Here is a 14323-nt window from a genome sequence, read left to right on the forward strand (position 1 = left end):
GGTGGGACCTAGGGCCAGTCGATGCTGAGGTACTGCGTCTCGGTGAACTCTTCGAGGCCGGCGCGGGCGCCCTCACGTCCGAGGCCGCTCTGCTTCATGCCGCCGAATGGTGCCGACGGATCCGAGACTAGCCCGCGGTTGATGCCGATCATGCCGGCGTCGATCGCCTCGCCGATCCGCATCGCGCGCTGGAGCTCGCCCGCGAACACGTACGCGGCGAGGCCGAACTCCGATGCGTTGACGAGCCGCAGCATCTCGGTCTCGTCGGTCCACGTCACGATCGGGGCGACGGGGCCGAAGATCTCGTTCGTGACGATGTCGGCGTCGGCCGGTACGTCGACGAGCACGGTCGGCGGGAAGTAGTAGCCCTTGCTCTCGGGCACGGATGCCCGGTGGCTGATGCGGGCGCCGGCGGCGACTGCCGAGTCGACCAGTGCGGTGACCCCGTCGACGGCCTTGGCCGAGATCAGCGGCCCGATCTGCGAGCCCTCGGTCGCGGGCCCGACGGTGAGCTTCTCGACCTCGGCGCCGAGCCTGGCCGTGAACTCCTCGGCGACGGCGGCGTGCACATACAGGCGGTTGGCCGCGGTACAGGCCTGGCCGCCACCGCGGAACTTCGCGATCATCGCGCCGGCGACGGCAGCGTCGAGGTCGGCGTCCTCGGTCACGACGAGCGGGGCGTTGCCGCCGAGCTCCATCGACGAGTTCACGACGCGGTCGGCGGCCTGCTTGAGCAGCACGCGGCCGATGCCCGTCGATCCGGTGAACGAGATCTTGCGGACCCGGGCGTCGGCCATCCAGGTCGACACGACGGCGGACGCGTCCGTCGTCGGCACGACGTTGACGACGCCGTCGGGCACGCCGGCCTCGACGAGCAGGCGGGTCACCGCGAGGGCCGTCAGCGGAGTCTCTGACGCGGGCTTGAGCACGACGGTGCAGCCCGCGGCGAGTGCCGGTGCGAGCTTGCGCGTGGCCATCGCGGCCGGGAAGTTCCATGGTGTGACGAGGGCAGCGATGCCGACCGGCTTGTGCGTCACGACGGTGCGGGTGCCGCCGGCGGGCGAGACACCGTAGTCGCCGCCGGTGCGCACGCCCTCCTCGGCGAACCAGCGGAAGAACTCAGCGGCGTACGTGACCTCGCCGCGCGCATCCGAGAGCGACTTGCCGTTCTCCGCGCTGATCATGGCGGCGAGCTCCTCGGTGTCGCGCACCATCAGCTCGTACGTACGGCGGAGAATCTCCGAGCGCTGTCGCGGCGGCATGGCGCTCCACGCGGGAAGTGCGGCAGCTGCCGCGTCGACCGCGGCGGTCGCATCGGTGGGTCCGCCGTCGGCGACCTGGGCGATGACCGAGCGGTCGGCGGGGTTCTCGACGTCGAACTCGCCGGCCGAGCCGGGCAGCCACTGTCCGCCGATGAAGAGGTCGTTCATGCGTTGTCCTTGAAGGCCGCGGCGACGACGTCGAGGCCCTCGTTGAGCAGCTCGTCGCTGATCGACAGGGGTGGCAGGAAGCGGAGCACGTTGCCGTAGGTGCCGCAGGTCAGCACGATGACGCCGGCGAGGTGCGCGGCAGCGGCGATCGCGCTGGTCAGCAGCGGGTCGGGCTCGTCGGTCCCGCTCTTGACGATCTCGACGGCGATCATCGCGCCGCGACCGCGTACGTCGCCGAGGCGGTCGTCGTCGGCCTGCAGCCGGTGCAGCCGGTCGAGCATGAGCCGCTCGATCTGTCGCGCCCGTTCGACGAGCCCGTCGGACTCGATCGTCTCGATCGTGGCGAGCGCCGCGGCGCAGGCGATGGGGTTGCCGCCGTACGTGCCGCCAAGGCCGGACACGTGCGCGGCGTCCATCATCTCGGCGCGGCCGGTGACTGCTGAGAGCGGGAGTCCGCCGGCGATGCCCTTGGCGGTGACGATCAGGTCCGGCACGACGCCGTCGTGCTCGCAGGCGAACAGCTCGCCCGTACGCGCGAAGCCGCTCTGCACCTCGTCGGCGATGAACACCACGTTGTTGGCGGTGCACCACTCGGCGAGCGCGGGCAGGAAGCCCTCGGCCGGCACGATGAAGCCGCCCTCGCCCTGGATCGGCTCGATCACGACGGCGGCGAGGTTGGCCGCGCCGACCTGCTTCTCGATGTACGTGATCGCCCGTCGTGCGGCGACGGCTCCGTCGACATTCTTCTCGTCGCGGTACGGGTAGGAGAGCGGTGCGCGGTAGACCTCGGGGGAGAACGGCCCGAAGCCGCTCTTGTAGGGCATCGACTTGGCGGTCATCGCCATCGTCAGGTTGGTGCGCCCGTGGTACGCGTGGTCGAACGCGACGACGGCCTGCTTCTTGGTGTGCGCGCGGGCGATCTTGACGGCGTTCTCGACCGCCTCAGCGCCGGAGTTGAACAGCGCCGACCGCTTGTCGTGGTCGCCCGGGGTCAGCCGGTTGAGTGCCTCGGCGACTGCAACGTAGCCCTCGTACGGCGTGATCATGAAGCACGTGTGCGTGAAGGCCTCGACCTGCTCCCGCACGGCGTCCACGACTCGAGGAGCGCTGTTGCCGACCGTCGTGACCGCGATGCCGGAGCCGAGGTCGATGAACGAGTTGCCGTCGACGTCCTTGACGATGCCGCCGCCGGCCTCGACCGCGAACACCGGCAGCGTCGTGCCGACGCCCTGGGCGACGGCGGACTTCTTGCGGGTCATCAGCTCCTGCGAGCGAGGACCGGGGATGGCGGTGACGAGGTTGCGGCGTTGCTCGAGCGAGGCAGACATGCTCCGATTCTCGCCGCGATCAGGGTATGCCGTCCAATACTCAGTTCTGATCGGGACTATGCTCTGCAGGCATGGAACTGCGAACGCTCGGATACTTCGTCGCGGTCGCCGAGACCGGCTCGGTCAGCGCGGCGGCTGATGTCGTGCACGTGACCCAGCCCGCGCTGTCCCGCCAGATCCGGCAGCTGGAGACCGAGCTCGGTGTCGAGCTGTTCACCCGGGCGGGTGGACGGCTGCAGCTCAGTGCCGCCGGCCGGCAGTTCCTGCCGCACGCGCAGGACGTCCTGCGCCGGGCCGACGGCGCCCGCAACGCCGCGCGCTCGTACGCCGCGGGGCGGCTCGAGCGGATCACGATCGCCGCACCGACGACGACACTGACCGATGTCATTGCGCCGTTCCTCGCCACGCTGGGGCGGGACGATCCCATGCCGACGGTCAGCGAGTCGGACCCCCGCGAGGCGTACGACGCACTGCGGCACGGCGCCGACCTCGCGATCGCGACCGAGCCGCCGCCGGCCCGGCTGGCGAGCACGGCGCTCGCGGTGCTGCCCGTGTGGGCGTACGTACGGGCAGATCATCAGTGGCACGACCGTGACTCCGTACGCCTCAAGGATCTCGCGACCGAGACCGTGCTCGCCCTGACACCGGCCTTCAAGCCGCGACAGATCCTCGATCGGGCGATGGAGCGGGCCGGTGTGTCGCCGGGAACCGTCGTCGACTGCAGCAATCCCCAGGTCGCGCAGGCCTTGGCCGCTGCGGGACGGGGTGCCGCGGTGGTGTCGGACGACCCGCGATTCGGGCTGCACCCGCTGGAGATCGTCGGCCGGGACGGCCCGCTGCGGATCGAGCTGTTTGCGGCGTGGGAACCCGGTCACCACGCGGCGGAGACGCTCGGTGAGCTGGCGGCGCGGCTGCGGTTGTTCTGCGTCGATCGCTACGGTGCGGACGTCGCACCGACGGGCTGATCGCTCTTGCGGTCTCCCGCAAGCTTTCCCGCAACACGATGACTCGGCCTTGAGCGCGAGCTACTTTCGGTTGTGGGAGATGCAAGAGGACGGTTTCCTCGTCAGACCCGTCCATTCGGCTGATCCGCAGTTGTGTCGCACGCATCGCTGCGTGTTTGTGTGCGACATGGTGCCCCTGGGTCCGAGCCCAGGGGCACCGTTGCGTTTCTACGCGCTTGCGGGCGCCTCGACCGGCTTGCTGAGCAAACCCTTGCGATCGGCGACGGTCTCGAACCAGTACGTGCAGAACGGCGGGATGCTCGACGCGAGCGCCAGCACGGTCGTCTTGGCGTCCCACTTGAAGCCGAGCTTGGCGACGATGCAGCTTGCGACGTACAGCATGAAGATGCCGCCGTGGATGGGGCCGGCAACCGGCACGCCACCCTCGTGGAGGCCGAACGGCTCCGACTCGAGGATCCACTTGCAGAACATCGCCGCGAGCAGGAGGGCCCACGAAAAGGCCTCGGCGATCGCGACGGTACGGAAGATGGTGCGGACGGTAGAGGGATTCACGCCTCCACGCTACCCGCGTAACGCAGGGGCAATGTGGGCCAGTGACAATGGTCATATGGCCTTCCTCCTGCGCGTCGAGCTGCCCGACGTACCCGGTTCCCTGGGTGCGCTCGCGACGGCGCTCGGTGGTGCCGGGGCCGACATCGAGGCGATCGAGATCGTCGAGCGCCGCTCGGACGGCCGGGTCGTCGACGACGTCCTGCTCGAGCTGCCGGCCCGGGTCATGCCGGACGCGCTGATCACGGCGTGCCACCAGCTCGAGGGGGTCAAGGTCGACTGGATCTCGCGCTACAACGCCGGCGCCAACCTGAGCATGGACCTCGAGGCGGTCGAGCGGTTCACCGAGGACCCGGCCAAAGCCATCGAGAACCTCGTCGAGGTCATCCCGTCGACGTTCCGCACGGACTGGGCGATGGCGCTGAACCGGGTCGACGGCCAGGCAGTGGTCATGGCGAAGTCGTCGACCGCGCCCAAGCTCGTCGACGAGGCCACGGCGTGGCTCGGCATCCGCAAGTCCAAGGTCCTGCGCGAGGTGCCGGAGTGGGACTCGACGGTGCTCGCGGCGTCGCCGGCGCGGGATCGTCGCGGCGACGGTTTCGTCGTGGTCGTGGGCCGGCACGGCGGTCCGGAGTTCCTGGCCTCAGAGCTCGCGAGGCTCGGCCACATGGTCTCGCTCGCCGCATCCGTCCAGTCCCGCTGACCGCGGTTTACCAGGAGAACCTGGTAAACCGCCACTTCGCCAGGCAAATTTGCCGGGAGGAGTGGCGGCTTGCCGGTCGAAGCGCGGACCTAGTCGGCGGGCTTGGTCTCCGGTACGTGTGAGTGGTGGAAGCGGCCGAGCGCGTCGACCTCCTTCTCCATCTGCGGGACGGTCTTGCGAGTCAGCCGCTTGAGCACGGGCCACACCAGCGGCGAGTTGGTCAGCGCCTTGCTCCAATTGGCGAGCAGGACACCCTTGGGCACGTAGACCCGGGACTTGCGCTTGGCGAAGCCGTGCAGGATCAGCTCGACGCACTCCTCGACGCTGGTCGTGCTGTTGGCGGGGTAGGGCAGCTTCTTGCGCACGTCGCGGAACGACGGCAGGTCCTTCTCGGCGTTGCGCACGATGTCGGTGTCGATCCACGACGGGTGGCACACGCCGACATCGATGCCGAGGTGCGCGACCTCCTGCTTGTACGCCAGCGCGAGCGACTCGGCACCGGCCTTGCTGGCGTTGTACGACGCCAGGCCCGCGAGCGCCGTGAACGAGGCGAGCGAGGCGACGACCAGGGCGTACCCGTTGGTCGCGGCGAGATGCGGCGTCGCGTACTTGAGCGTGCGGAAGACGCCGTTGATGTTGATGTCGACGACCCGCTCGAACGCGGCGTCGTCGATCTGGCGCACGGTGCCGTACGACGCGATGCCGGCGTTGGCGAGGACGAAGTCGATGCGGCCGAAGTGCTCGGCGGCGGCCGTGGTCGCGGCGGCGACGGCGAGCGAGTCGCGGACGTCCGCCTCCCACCACGCCGCGGAGTCGCCGAGCTCGTCGGACAGCTCGGAGAGGAGGTCGGGCTCGAGGCCCACGAGGGCGACCTTGCCGCCGCGCTCGACGAAGCCGCGTGCGACGCCGGCTCCGATGCCACGTGCGGCGCCGGTGATGAGCGCGACCTTGCCGGTGAAGTTGTCAGCCATCGGGCCAACATACCGCCGGTATCTGAAATAAGCCACTCCCGATGTCACATACGCGTGCTCAGGCCTGGAGGCGATCGACGAGGTCGTCGAGGGAGGGCACGAACCAGAGCTGCCGCCCACGGTTGGACTCGGTGATCCAGGCCCGCAGCGAGACGCTCTCGTCGACGCGAGCCGCGATGTCGCCGACGATCACGAGGTGCAGCCGATAGTTGACGAACTTCTGCGCGACCTCGCCGGCGAACCCGGTCTTGAGCTCGAAGAAGTCGTCGGTCAGCCGCGCGGCCGGGATCGCGACGACCTGGGCCTCACCCCAGGCGGCGTCCCCGACGATCCCGGTCGCGGCCTCGACCGTGGCGAGGGGCGCGCCGTCGTCAGGCATGACGAGGACAGGTGTCCCGTGGATCGTGGTCAGCTGGTTCTCGGGCATGCCAGGACGATATCGAGCCGTCGCTGCGCGATACCCTCGCCGTCATGACCGTCTCCGAGATCTTCGACCCCTCCGCCTGGCGCGAGGTGCCCGGCTTCGAGCAGCTCGAGGACATCACCTACCACCGCGCCGCCGACCACGGCACGGTACGCATTGCGTTCGACCGCCCCGAGGTCCGCAACGCGTTCCGCCCCGGCACGGTCGACGAGCTGCTGCGCGTCCTCGAGCACGCCCGCCAGTCCTCCGACGTCGGCTGCGTCCTGCTGACCGGCAACGGCCCGTCGCCCAAGGACGGCGGCTGGGCGTTCTGCTCCGGCGGCGACCAGCGCATCCGCGGCAAGGCCGGATACCAGTACGCAGAGGGTGAGTCCGCCGAGACCGTCGACAAGGCCAAGCTGGCTCGCCTCCACATCCTCGAGGTGCAGCGGCTGATCCGCTTCATGCCCAAGATCGTCATCGCCGTCGTCCCGGGCTGGGCCGCCGGTGGCGGGCACAGCCTGCACGTCGTCGCCGACCTCACGCTTGCCTCGGCCGAGCACGCGAAGTTCAAGCAGACCGACGCCGATGTCGGCTCGTTCGACGGCGGGTACGGATCGGCGTACCTCGCCCGCCAGGTCGGGCAGAAGTTCGCGCGCGAGATCTTCCTGCTCGGTGACGAGTACTCCGCAGCCGACGCGCACCGCATGGGCATGGTCAACAAGGTCGTGCCGCACGCCGAGCTCGAGGCCGAGGCGCTCGAGTGGGGCCGCAAGATCAACGCGAAGTCGCCGACCGCGCAGCGGATGCTGAAGTACTCCTTCAATCTCATCGACGACGGCCTCGTCGGGCAGCAGGTGCTGCTGGGCGAGACGACGCGCCTGGCGTACATGACGGACGAGGCCCAGGAGGGCCGCGACGCGTTCCTCGAGAAGCGCGACCCGGACTTCACGCCGTACCCCTGGTACTACTGAGCCTGCTGGCAGTTCTCAGGCAATTCATCTGGCGCGACGCGGTGACGCGCGTACAGTCGAAGAGCCGAGGATTTCCGAACGAAGAGTTCCACTCCGTCGTTTTCGGCGTACGTCAGTATCCGGCCTTGTCGTCGGGGACGGGCCGATGCATGGCACCGATTCACCAACCCCTTCTTCCTCCGCAGCTCTGCGACTCGCCGACGCTGCCCCGCCTGAGTGCCGTCCTCGCTCGTGTCGTAACGAGCGTGGCGACCGCGGTTGTCGCCCCGGCCGTCCTGTTCGCCGCGACGGCAGTCTTGGCGAACGTCGCCACGGCGATGATCGTGGCGCTCGGGTGGCTGGCCGGGGCCGTCCTGTGGCGCGGGTCGACCGGACGGCCCGTGTCGGGGCTTCTGATGCTCACGATCGTGATCATGTCGGTGAAGACCGCGATCACCTTCGCAACCGGCAACACGTTCATCTACTTCGTGCAGCCGGTCGTGGTCGATGCGGTGGTGGCGACCCTCTTCCTCGCCTCGTGGCAATCGGATCGACCCTTCGTCTCGCGTCTCGCGCCGGACTTCTGCCCCTTGAATGTCGCCGTCGCCGCGCGCCCTCGGATCAGGCAGCTCTTCAGAGGGCTGACCCTGATGTGGGGACTGGTCATCCTGGTCAAGGGAGTCGTCACCCTGTGGCTGTTGCTCACCCTGTCGACGGTCGACTTCATCGTGATCAAGGGCAGCGTGATTCTGGCCCTGACCTTGACGACGATCGCCGCGACGGTCGCGTGGTCGGTCGCGGTCTGCCGCAAGGACGGCCTGCTCGGCCCGACTCGGGACGCGCCCAGCATGAGTCCGCAATACACGTAGTCCCACGCTCACGACGTACTCGAGGGATGAGACGCGAGTCTCACAGGGTGGTCGCGCGTGTTGCGAACAGATAACGTTCGCCGAATGAGCGACGGACAGCAAGAGAGCCCGCCAGCAGCGGTGATCGGGGTTGTTGCCGAGTCCAGTCCCGGCGAGACCCGCGTCTCCGCGACACCGGCAACCGTACGCCAGCTGATCGACCTCGGCTACGTCGTGGCGGTCGAGTCGGGCGCTGGTGCCAAGGCGTCGTTCACCGACGAGGCGTACGTCGAGGCCGGCGCGGTGATCGCGCCCGCAGTCGACGTGTGGCACAGCGGCATCGTGTTCAAGGTCAACGCGCCCTCGACGTTCGAGATCGGCAAGCTCGCCGATGGCGCGACGCTCATCAGCCTCATCAGCCCTGCGCTCAACCCCGACCTCGTCGAGGCCCTCGCCCAGCGCCCGATCACGGTGCTGGCGATGGACGCCGTGCCGCGCATCTCCCGCGCGCAGTCGATGGATGTGCTGAGCTCGATGGCCAACATCGCCGGCTACCGCGCGGTCGTCGAGGCTGCCCACGTGTTCGGCCGGTTCTTCACGGGCCAGATCACCGCGGCGGGCAAGGTGCCGCCGGCCAAGGTGCTGGTCGCGGGTGTCGGCGTGGCCGGCCTCGCCGCGATCGGCACGGCCAACAGCATGGGCGCGATCGTACGTGCGACAGACCCGCGAGCCGAGGTCGCCGACCAGGTCGCGTCGCTCGGTGGCGAGTACCTCGCGGTCGACGTCGAGACCGAGCAGAGCACCGACGGCTACGCCAAGGCCACGTCGGAGGACTACGACCGGCGCGCCGCCGAGATCTACTCCGAGCAGGCCGCCGATGTCGACATCATCATCACCACGGCGCTGATCCCCGGACGCGCCGCACCGGTGCTCATCACCGCGGCAGATGTCGCGAGCATGAAGGCCGGCAGCGTCATCGTGGACATGGCCGCGTCCAACGGCGGCAACGTCGAGGGCTCGGTCGCCGGCGAGGCGGTCGTGACCGACAACGGTGTGACGATCATCGGCTACACCGACCTCGCGGGCCGGCTGCCGACGCAGGCCTCGCAGCTCTACGGCACCAACCTGGTCAACCTCATGAAGCTGCTCACGCCGGGCAAGGACGGCCAGCTCGTCCTGGACCTGGACGATGTCGTGCAGCGCACCATCACGGTCGTACGTGACCGGGAGACGCTGTGGCCGCCACCGCCGGTGCAGGTCTCGGCCGCGCCGGCTGCGGCAGGCGCTTCGACAGGCTCAACCGGCGTGGAGCCCAAGCCCGAGAAGCAGCCCATGTCGACTGAGCGCAAGCTGACGCTGATCGGCATCGGCGTCCTCGCACTGTTCCTCGTCAACGCGTACGCACCTGAGCCACTGCCGGAGCACTTCACGGTGCTGGTCCTGGCGATCGTGATCGGCTATTACGTCATCGGCAAGGTGCACCACGCGCTGCACACGCCGCTGATGTCGGTGACCAACGCGATCTCCGGCATCATCGTCGTCGGCGCGATGCAGCAGATCGCCGCCGATGACGCGGCGATCCGCACGCTCGCCTTCGTCGCCGTCCTGCTCGCCAGCATCAACGTCTTCGGTGGCTTCGCCGTGACCCGACGCATGCTCAGCATGTTCTCGAAAGGCTGATCGCGATGACTTCGCAAAGCGTTGCCACCGCGGCATACCTCGTCGCGGCGTTGCTGTTCATCCTCAGCCTCGCCGGGCTGTCCAAGCACGAGTCGTCCCGCCAGGGCGTGCTCTACGGCATCGTCGGCATGGCGATCGCCCTCGTTGCGACCTTCATCGTCGTCGCCGACGCCGAAAGCACAGGTGCGGCCGGGATCATCCTGCTGCTGATCGCCGTCGCGATCGGTGCGGCCATCGGCCTGTGGCGCGCCCGCGTCGTCGAGATGACCGGCATGCCCGAGCTCATCGCGCTGCTGCACTCGTTCGTCGGTCTCGCCGCCGTGCTCGTCGGCTGGAACGGCCACCTCGAGGACAACTTCCTCACCGGTTCGCTGGAGGACATCCACAACGCCGAGGTGTTCGTCGGCGTCTTCATCGGTGCCGTGACGTTCACCGGCTCGATCGTCGCGTTCCTCAAGCTCTCGGCGCGCATCAAGTCGGCGCCGCTGATGCTGCCGGGCAAGAACTACATCAACCTCGGCGCGCTGGCCGCGTTCGCGGGGCTGACGATCTGGTTCGTGGCGTCGCCCAACATCGGCCTGCTCATCGCGGTCACGATCGTCGCGCTCGCACTGGGCTGGCACCTCGTCGCGTCGATCGGCGGCGGCGACATGCCGGTCGTGGTGTCGATGCTCAACTCGTACTCCGGCTGGGCCGCGGCGGCATCGGGCTTCCTGCTCGACAACAACGCGCTGATCGTGACGGGCGCGCTGGTCGGCTCGTCAGGTGCCTACCTGTCGTACATCATGTGCCAGGCGATGAACCGCTCGTTCATCTCGGTCATCGCCGGCGGCTTCGGCATGGAGGCCGCCACTGCCGACGACACGGACTATGGCGACTACCGCGAGATCAATGCCGCCGACACCGCGGAGCTGCTCAAGAACGCCTCATCCGTGATCATCACGCCGGGCTACGGCATGGCCGTCGCGCAGGCGCAGTATCCGGTCGCCGACCTCGTCAAGAAGCTGCGTGAGCGCGACATCGAGGTGCGCTTCGGCATCCACCCCGTCGCCGGTCGCCTGCCCGGGCACATGAACGTGCTGCTCGCCGAGGCCAAGGTGCCGTACGACATCGCGCTGGAGATGGACGAGATCAACGACGACTTCGACGGCACGTCGGTCGTGCTGGTCATCGGCGCCAACGACACCGTCAACCCGGCCGCGACCGAGGACCCCAGCAGCCCCATCGCCGGTATGCCGGTGCTGCGGGTGTGGGAGGCCGACAACGTCGTGGTGTTCAAGCGGTCGATGGCCGCGGGCTATGCCGGCGTCCAGAATCCGTTGTTCTTCCGCGATAACGCCCAGATGTTGTTCGGCGACGCCAAGGAGCGGGTCGAGGACATCCTGCGCGAGCTCTGACCCCGGCGTGACGCCTGTGCCCGACATTCGTTGAGTATGGTGACCCGATCCTTTGGAGGACCCGTGGACAAGCCTGAGTACGACCGGCCCGAGGACAAGGAATCGGCGGGGAGCAAAGCCCTCGTGTTCCTGGTCCTGGCGATCGTCGTCGTCGCCATCTTCTACTTCGGCATCTACCGCTGAGCGAGCCTGTAGCCGTACGCCCCTTCGCTTCGCTCCCGCGACTCGCAGAGCTCGTCGCTAGGGGCCGGAGACTCGCTCGCTAACGAGGCCGCCCGCGGCCGACTGGGAGCGAGCGAGGAACGAGCGAGCGAAGCGTCGTGAGCCGAAAGGCTCGCTCAGCCCACGACGCCGTACAGGCGATCGCCGGCGTCGCCGAGGCCCGGGACGATGTAGCCCAGGTCGTTGAGCTTCTCGTCGAGGCCGGCCGTCACGAGCGTCACCGGCACGTTGATCGCCGCGAGCTCTGACTCCAGGCGCGCGACGCCCTCGGGGGCCGCGAGCAGCGTGATCGCCGTGATGTCGTCGGCGCCACGCTTGACCAGGAACTCGATCGCCGCGGCAAGGGTGCCGCCGGTCGCCAGCATCGGGTCGAGCACGTAGCACTGACGCCCGGTGAGGTCGTCGGGCAGCCGCTCGGCGTACGTCACGGCCTCGAGCGTCTCCTCGTTGCGCACCATGCCGAGGAACCCGACCTCCGCGGTCGGCAGCAGCCGCTGCATGCCCTCGAGCATGCCCAGGCCCGCTCGAAGGATCGGCACGACGAGCGGCGGCGGGTCCGACAGGCGTACGCCCTTGGCCGGCGCGACCGGCGTCGTGACGTCGACCGTCTCGACCCGGACGTCGCGCGTGGCCTCGTACGCGAGCAGTGTCACGAGCTCGTCGGCGAGCCGCCGGAACGTCGGTGAGTCGGTGCGTTCGTCGCGCAGCACCGTCAGCTTGTGCGAGATCAACGGGTGGTCGGCGACGTGTACCTGCATGTCATGAGACTAGCGGTGCCCACGACAGGTCTGTCACCATCGCTAGGGAGCCCGTCCGACAGGAGGTGCACGCATGGCAGAAGACGATGTCGACTTCGCCGTCGCCGCCTACCGCGACGAGGGCGAGTGGCAGGTCGTCGAGCTCAATCCGCGCCTCGGCGAGGACGTGGAGCAGCTGAGTCACGCGCTGAGCCGGTTCCCGTCCGACGACGGGGTGCTGGGCCTGGTGTCGATGAACGACGACTTCTTCGTGATCCTGCGCCGTTCGGGCACCCGCGTACGCGCGATGCTGTCGGACATCACCGCGGTGACGGACTGGCCGCTCGCGGTCGCCGTGGCCGACCTGCTCGACCTGCCCAACCTCGATGACGACGACGAGCCGCAGGCAGCCGGCGACCTCGAGCTGCTGAGCGACCTGGGCATGCCGGCGATGGACCTGGGCGTGCTGTGCGACGACGACGACCTCTATCCCGAGGACATCCTCCGCGATGTCGCGGAGCGTCTGGGGTTCGGCGACGAGTTCGAGGCCGTCATCGGGTGACGTACGAACACGAGATGGAGCAGGCGCTGCTCCTCGCCGAGTCCGCTCTGGCCGACGGTGACGTACCGGTGGGCGCGCTCGTCATCGATCCGACCGGCGTGGTCATCGGGCGAGGCCGCAACACCCGTGAGCGCGACGGCGACCCGACGGGCCACGCCGAGATCGTCGCGATCCGCGAGGCGGCGGCGGTCCGCGGCGAGTGGCGGCTCGAGGGCTGCACCCTCGTCGTGACGCTGGAGCCCTGCACGATGTGCGCCGGAGCGATTGTGTCGGCACGTCTTGAAAGACTGGTCTTCGGCGCGTTCGACGACAAGGCGGGCGCTGTCGGGTCGCTCTGGGACGTCGTACGCGATCGCCGGCTCAACCATCGGCCGGAGGTCGTCAGCGGGGTGCTCGCCGAGCGATCGACGACCATGCTCCAGCAGTTCTTCGCAGACCATCGAAAGGGTTGAGCAGCATCAGCTTCACGATCGAGGAGATCCAGGTCCCGGAGTCGATCGAGGGTCCGGGTTGGGAGGTCTTCGAGGAGTACGTGACCGTCCGCAACGCGGTCGAGACCCACACGATGGGGACGGACCTGCTGGAGATGTCGCTGCCCGACGTGTGGTCGGAGTATCGCGACAACCCGCACCGCACGCGTCGGCACTTCGCCGTGTGGCAGGACGGCGCGATCATCGGCCGGGGCATCGTCACGCTGCGACCGCAACAGCCCGAGACCGGCGCGCACCTGATGGCCGACATCCTGCCTGAGCATCGCCGCAGGGGCACCGGCTCGGCGCTGCACGAGGTCGTCGAGCGGGTCGCGCTCGAGGCCGGAGCCCCGGTGCTCAAGGTCAACCTCCCGCACGTTGCCACGGCTGGCGGGCCGCGTGTCGCGTCGGCCACAGGCTTCGGTGACCTGCCGGCCGACGACGACGGGGTGCGATTCCTCCGCGCCCGGGGCTATGTGCTCGAGCAGATCAACCGCATCAGCCTCCTCGACACCGCCGGCCTCATGCAACGCGCGGAGCCCTTGCGCGAGGCGGCGGTCAGGGCTGCTGGAGACGACTACCGGGTCCTCACCTGGGCCGGCCTCACCCCGGATCGCTGGGCCCGGGACCTCGCTGAGCTGCGCACGCGGATGAGCACCGAGGCCCCTTACGCGGGACTGGTCATGACGGTCGACGAGTGGGACGTCGCCCGGGTGCGTGAGCACGATGCCCGGGTCGCCGAGAGCGGCCGGACGATCCTGACCGCCGCGGTGGAGCACGTGCCCTCCGGGACGTTGGCAGGCTTCTCCGAGCTCGTCCTGTCCGAGGGCAGGCCGCTCGCAACCCAGGAGGACACATTGGTGCTCCGCGAACACCGCGGCCATCGACTCGGCACGTTGGTCAAGATCGCGGCGGCCGACCTGCTGCTCGAGCGGGCGCCGGAGCGCGAGGCGATCGTCACGTGGAACGCCGAGGAGAACCGGCCGATGCTCGACGTCAACGAGGCGATGGGCTTCCGTGCGATCGGCTACGAAGGTGCGTGGCAGAGGAAGGTGTGACGGGAATAGGGAGTGTGGTAATCTAGTTGAACATTCAACAAGGTCAT

At 68.8% G+C, this 14323-nt stretch carries 15 protein-coding genes; 9 read left to right on the forward strand and 6 right to left on the reverse strand.

Going from position 1 to position 14323, the window contains the following annotated elements; genetic code table 11:
• Positions 1 to 8 precede the first annotated feature (8 nt).
• Positions 9 to 1430, reverse strand: coding sequence for an NAD-dependent succinate-semialdehyde dehydrogenase (locus BOSE46_RS21105; protein ID WP_159542469.1), 1422 nt, complete (start codon positions 1428 to 1430; stop codon positions 9 to 11).
• Positions 1427 to 2758: a 4-aminobutyrate--2-oxoglutarate transaminase gene (gene gabT / locus BOSE46_RS21110; RefSeq protein WP_159542471.1), complete on the reverse strand. Its 1332-nt coding sequence runs from the start codon at positions 2756 to 2758 to the stop codon at positions 1427 to 1429. Before gabT ends, BOSE46_RS21105 begins: the two co-directional genes overlap by 4 nt.
• 71 nt (positions 2759 to 2829) lie before the next feature.
• Between gabT and BOSE46_RS21115 the strand changes: the two genes are divergently transcribed.
• Positions 2830 to 3723, forward strand: a complete 894-nt coding sequence (locus BOSE46_RS21115) for a LysR family transcriptional regulator (protein WP_159542473.1) — start codon at positions 2830 to 2832, stop codon at positions 3721 to 3723.
• 207 nt (positions 3724 to 3930) lie between these two features.
• Here BOSE46_RS21115 and BOSE46_RS21120 read toward each other — a convergent pair whose 3' ends face one another.
• The gene (locus BOSE46_RS21120) at positions 3931 to 4275 is read right to left on the reverse strand and encodes a DUF3817 domain-containing protein (protein WP_159542475.1); all 345 of its coding nucleotides are present in this window, start codon (positions 4273 to 4275) and stop codon (positions 3931 to 3933) included.
• A 55-nt stretch (positions 4276 to 4330) separates the two neighbouring features.
• Here BOSE46_RS21120 and BOSE46_RS21125 point away from each other — a divergent pair, with 55 nt between their 5' ends.
• Complete coding sequence (locus tag BOSE46_RS21125) at positions 4331 to 4975, forward strand: amino acid-binding protein (RefSeq protein ID WP_159542477.1); 645 nt, start codon at positions 4331 to 4333, stop codon at positions 4973 to 4975.
• Positions 4976 to 5064: 89 nt separating this feature from the next.
• On the opposite strand, the gene BOSE46_RS21130 is transcribed toward BOSE46_RS21125, so the two are convergent.
• Positions 5065 to 5946, reverse strand: coding sequence for an SDR family oxidoreductase (locus tag BOSE46_RS21130; protein ID WP_159542479.1), 882 nt, complete (start codon positions 5944 to 5946; stop codon positions 5065 to 5067).
• A 58-nt stretch (positions 5947 to 6004) separates the two neighbouring features.
• On the reverse strand, positions 6005 to 6373 hold the full coding sequence (locus BOSE46_RS21135; RefSeq protein WP_159542481.1) for a DUF4180 domain-containing protein: 369 nt from the start codon (positions 6371 to 6373) through the stop codon (positions 6005 to 6007).
• A 44-nt stretch (positions 6374 to 6417) separates the two neighbouring features.
• On the opposite strand from BOSE46_RS21135, the gene BOSE46_RS21140 reads away from it, so the two are divergent.
• The 4 genes from BOSE46_RS21140 (at position 6418) to pntB (ending at position 11227) form a co-directional block, all read left to right on the forward strand.
• Positions 6418 to 7323, forward strand: coding sequence for a 1,4-dihydroxy-2-naphthoyl-CoA synthase (locus BOSE46_RS21140; protein ID WP_159542483.1), 906 nt, complete (start codon positions 6418 to 6420; stop codon positions 7321 to 7323).
• A 245-nt stretch (positions 7324 to 7568) separates the two neighbouring features.
• Positions 7569 to 8171, forward strand: a complete 603-nt coding sequence (locus tag BOSE46_RS21145; protein ID WP_159542485.1) for a VC0807 family protein — start codon at positions 7569 to 7571, stop codon at positions 8169 to 8171.
• 84 nt (positions 8172 to 8255) lie between these two features.
• Positions 8256 to 9830 (forward strand): Re/Si-specific NAD(P)(+) transhydrogenase subunit alpha, encoded by a 1575-nt coding sequence (locus BOSE46_RS21150; protein WP_159542487.1) that lies wholly within the window; start codon positions 8256 to 8258, stop codon positions 9828 to 9830.
• 5 nt (positions 9831 to 9835) lie between these two features.
• Positions 9836 to 11227, forward strand: coding sequence for a Re/Si-specific NAD(P)(+) transhydrogenase subunit beta (gene pntB / locus BOSE46_RS21155; RefSeq protein WP_159542489.1), 1392 nt, complete (start codon positions 9836 to 9838; stop codon positions 11225 to 11227).
• A 338-nt stretch (positions 11228 to 11565) separates the two neighbouring features.
• On the opposite strand, the gene upp is transcribed toward pntB, so the two are convergent.
• Positions 11566 to 12207 carry a uracil phosphoribosyltransferase gene (gene upp / locus BOSE46_RS21160; RefSeq protein WP_159542491.1) on the reverse strand — a complete coding sequence of 214 codons (642 nt, stop codon included), beginning with the start codon at positions 12205 to 12207 and terminating at the stop codon, positions 11566 to 11568.
• A 73-nt stretch (positions 12208 to 12280) separates the two neighbouring features.
• On the opposite strand from upp, the gene BOSE46_RS21165 reads away from it, so the two are divergent.
• Genes BOSE46_RS21165 through BOSE46_RS21175 form a run of 3 tightly spaced genes read left to right on the forward strand, consistent with a single transcriptional unit; the run spans position 12281 to position 14276 of the window.
• Positions 12281 to 12748 carry a tRNA adenosine deaminase-associated protein gene (locus BOSE46_RS21165; RefSeq protein WP_159542493.1) on the forward strand — a complete coding sequence of 156 codons (468 nt, stop codon included), beginning with the start codon at positions 12281 to 12283 and terminating at the stop codon, positions 12746 to 12748.
• Complete coding sequence (gene tadA, locus BOSE46_RS21170; RefSeq protein WP_256366734.1) at positions 12745 to 13200, forward strand: tRNA adenosine(34) deaminase TadA; 456 nt, start codon at positions 12745 to 12747, stop codon at positions 13198 to 13200. Before BOSE46_RS21165 ends, tadA begins: the two co-directional genes overlap by 4 nt.
• Positions 13197 to 14276: a GNAT family N-acetyltransferase gene (locus BOSE46_RS21175; RefSeq protein ID WP_159542495.1), complete on the forward strand. Its 1080-nt coding sequence runs from the start codon at positions 13197 to 13199 to the stop codon at positions 14274 to 14276. The genes tadA and BOSE46_RS21175 overlap by 4 nt, the downstream gene beginning before the upstream one ends.
• Positions 14277 to 14323: the final 47 nt, after the last annotated feature.

Origin of the sequence: Aeromicrobium sp. 9AM, assembly GCF_902506105.1 — a bacterium.
Classification (GTDB): Bacteria; Actinomycetota; Actinomycetes; order Propionibacteriales; family Nocardioidaceae; genus Aeromicrobium.

Coding starts and splice junctions, on each gene's coding strand:
- BOSE46_RS21130 (WP_159542479.1), bottom strand. CDS start 5,946: ATGGCTGACAACTTCACCGGCAAGGTCGCGCTCATCACCGGCGCCGCA.
- BOSE46_RS21150 (WP_159542487.1), top strand. CDS start 8,256: ATGAGCGACGGACAGCAAGAGAGCCCGCCAGCAGCGGTGATCGGGGTT.
- pntB (WP_159542489.1), top strand. CDS start 9,836: ATGACTTCGCAAAGCGTTGCCACCGCGGCATACCTCGTCGCGGCGTTG.
- BOSE46_RS21115 (WP_159542473.1), top strand. CDS start 2,830: ATGGAACTGCGAACGCTCGGATACTTCGTCGCGGTCGCCGAGACCGGC.
- BOSE46_RS21135 (WP_159542481.1), bottom strand. CDS start 6,373: ATGCCCGAGAACCAGCTGACCACGATCCACGGGACACCTGTCCTCGTC.
- upp (WP_159542491.1), bottom strand. CDS start 12,207: ATGCAGGTACACGTCGCCGACCACCCGTTGATCTCGCACAAGCTGACG.
- BOSE46_RS21140 (WP_159542483.1), top strand. CDS start 6,418: ATGACCGTCTCCGAGATCTTCGACCCCTCCGCCTGGCGCGAGGTGCCC.
- BOSE46_RS21165 (WP_159542493.1), top strand. CDS start 12,281: ATGGCAGAAGACGATGTCGACTTCGCCGTCGCCGCCTACCGCGACGAG.
- BOSE46_RS21125 (WP_159542477.1), top strand. CDS start 4,331: ATGGCCTTCCTCCTGCGCGTCGAGCTGCCCGACGTACCCGGTTCCCTG.
- BOSE46_RS21105 (WP_159542469.1), bottom strand. CDS start 1,430: ATGAACGACCTCTTCATCGGCGGACAGTGGCTGCCCGGCTCGGCCGGC.
- gabT (WP_159542471.1), bottom strand. CDS start 2,758: ATGTCTGCCTCGCTCGAGCAACGCCGCAACCTCGTCACCGCCATCCCC.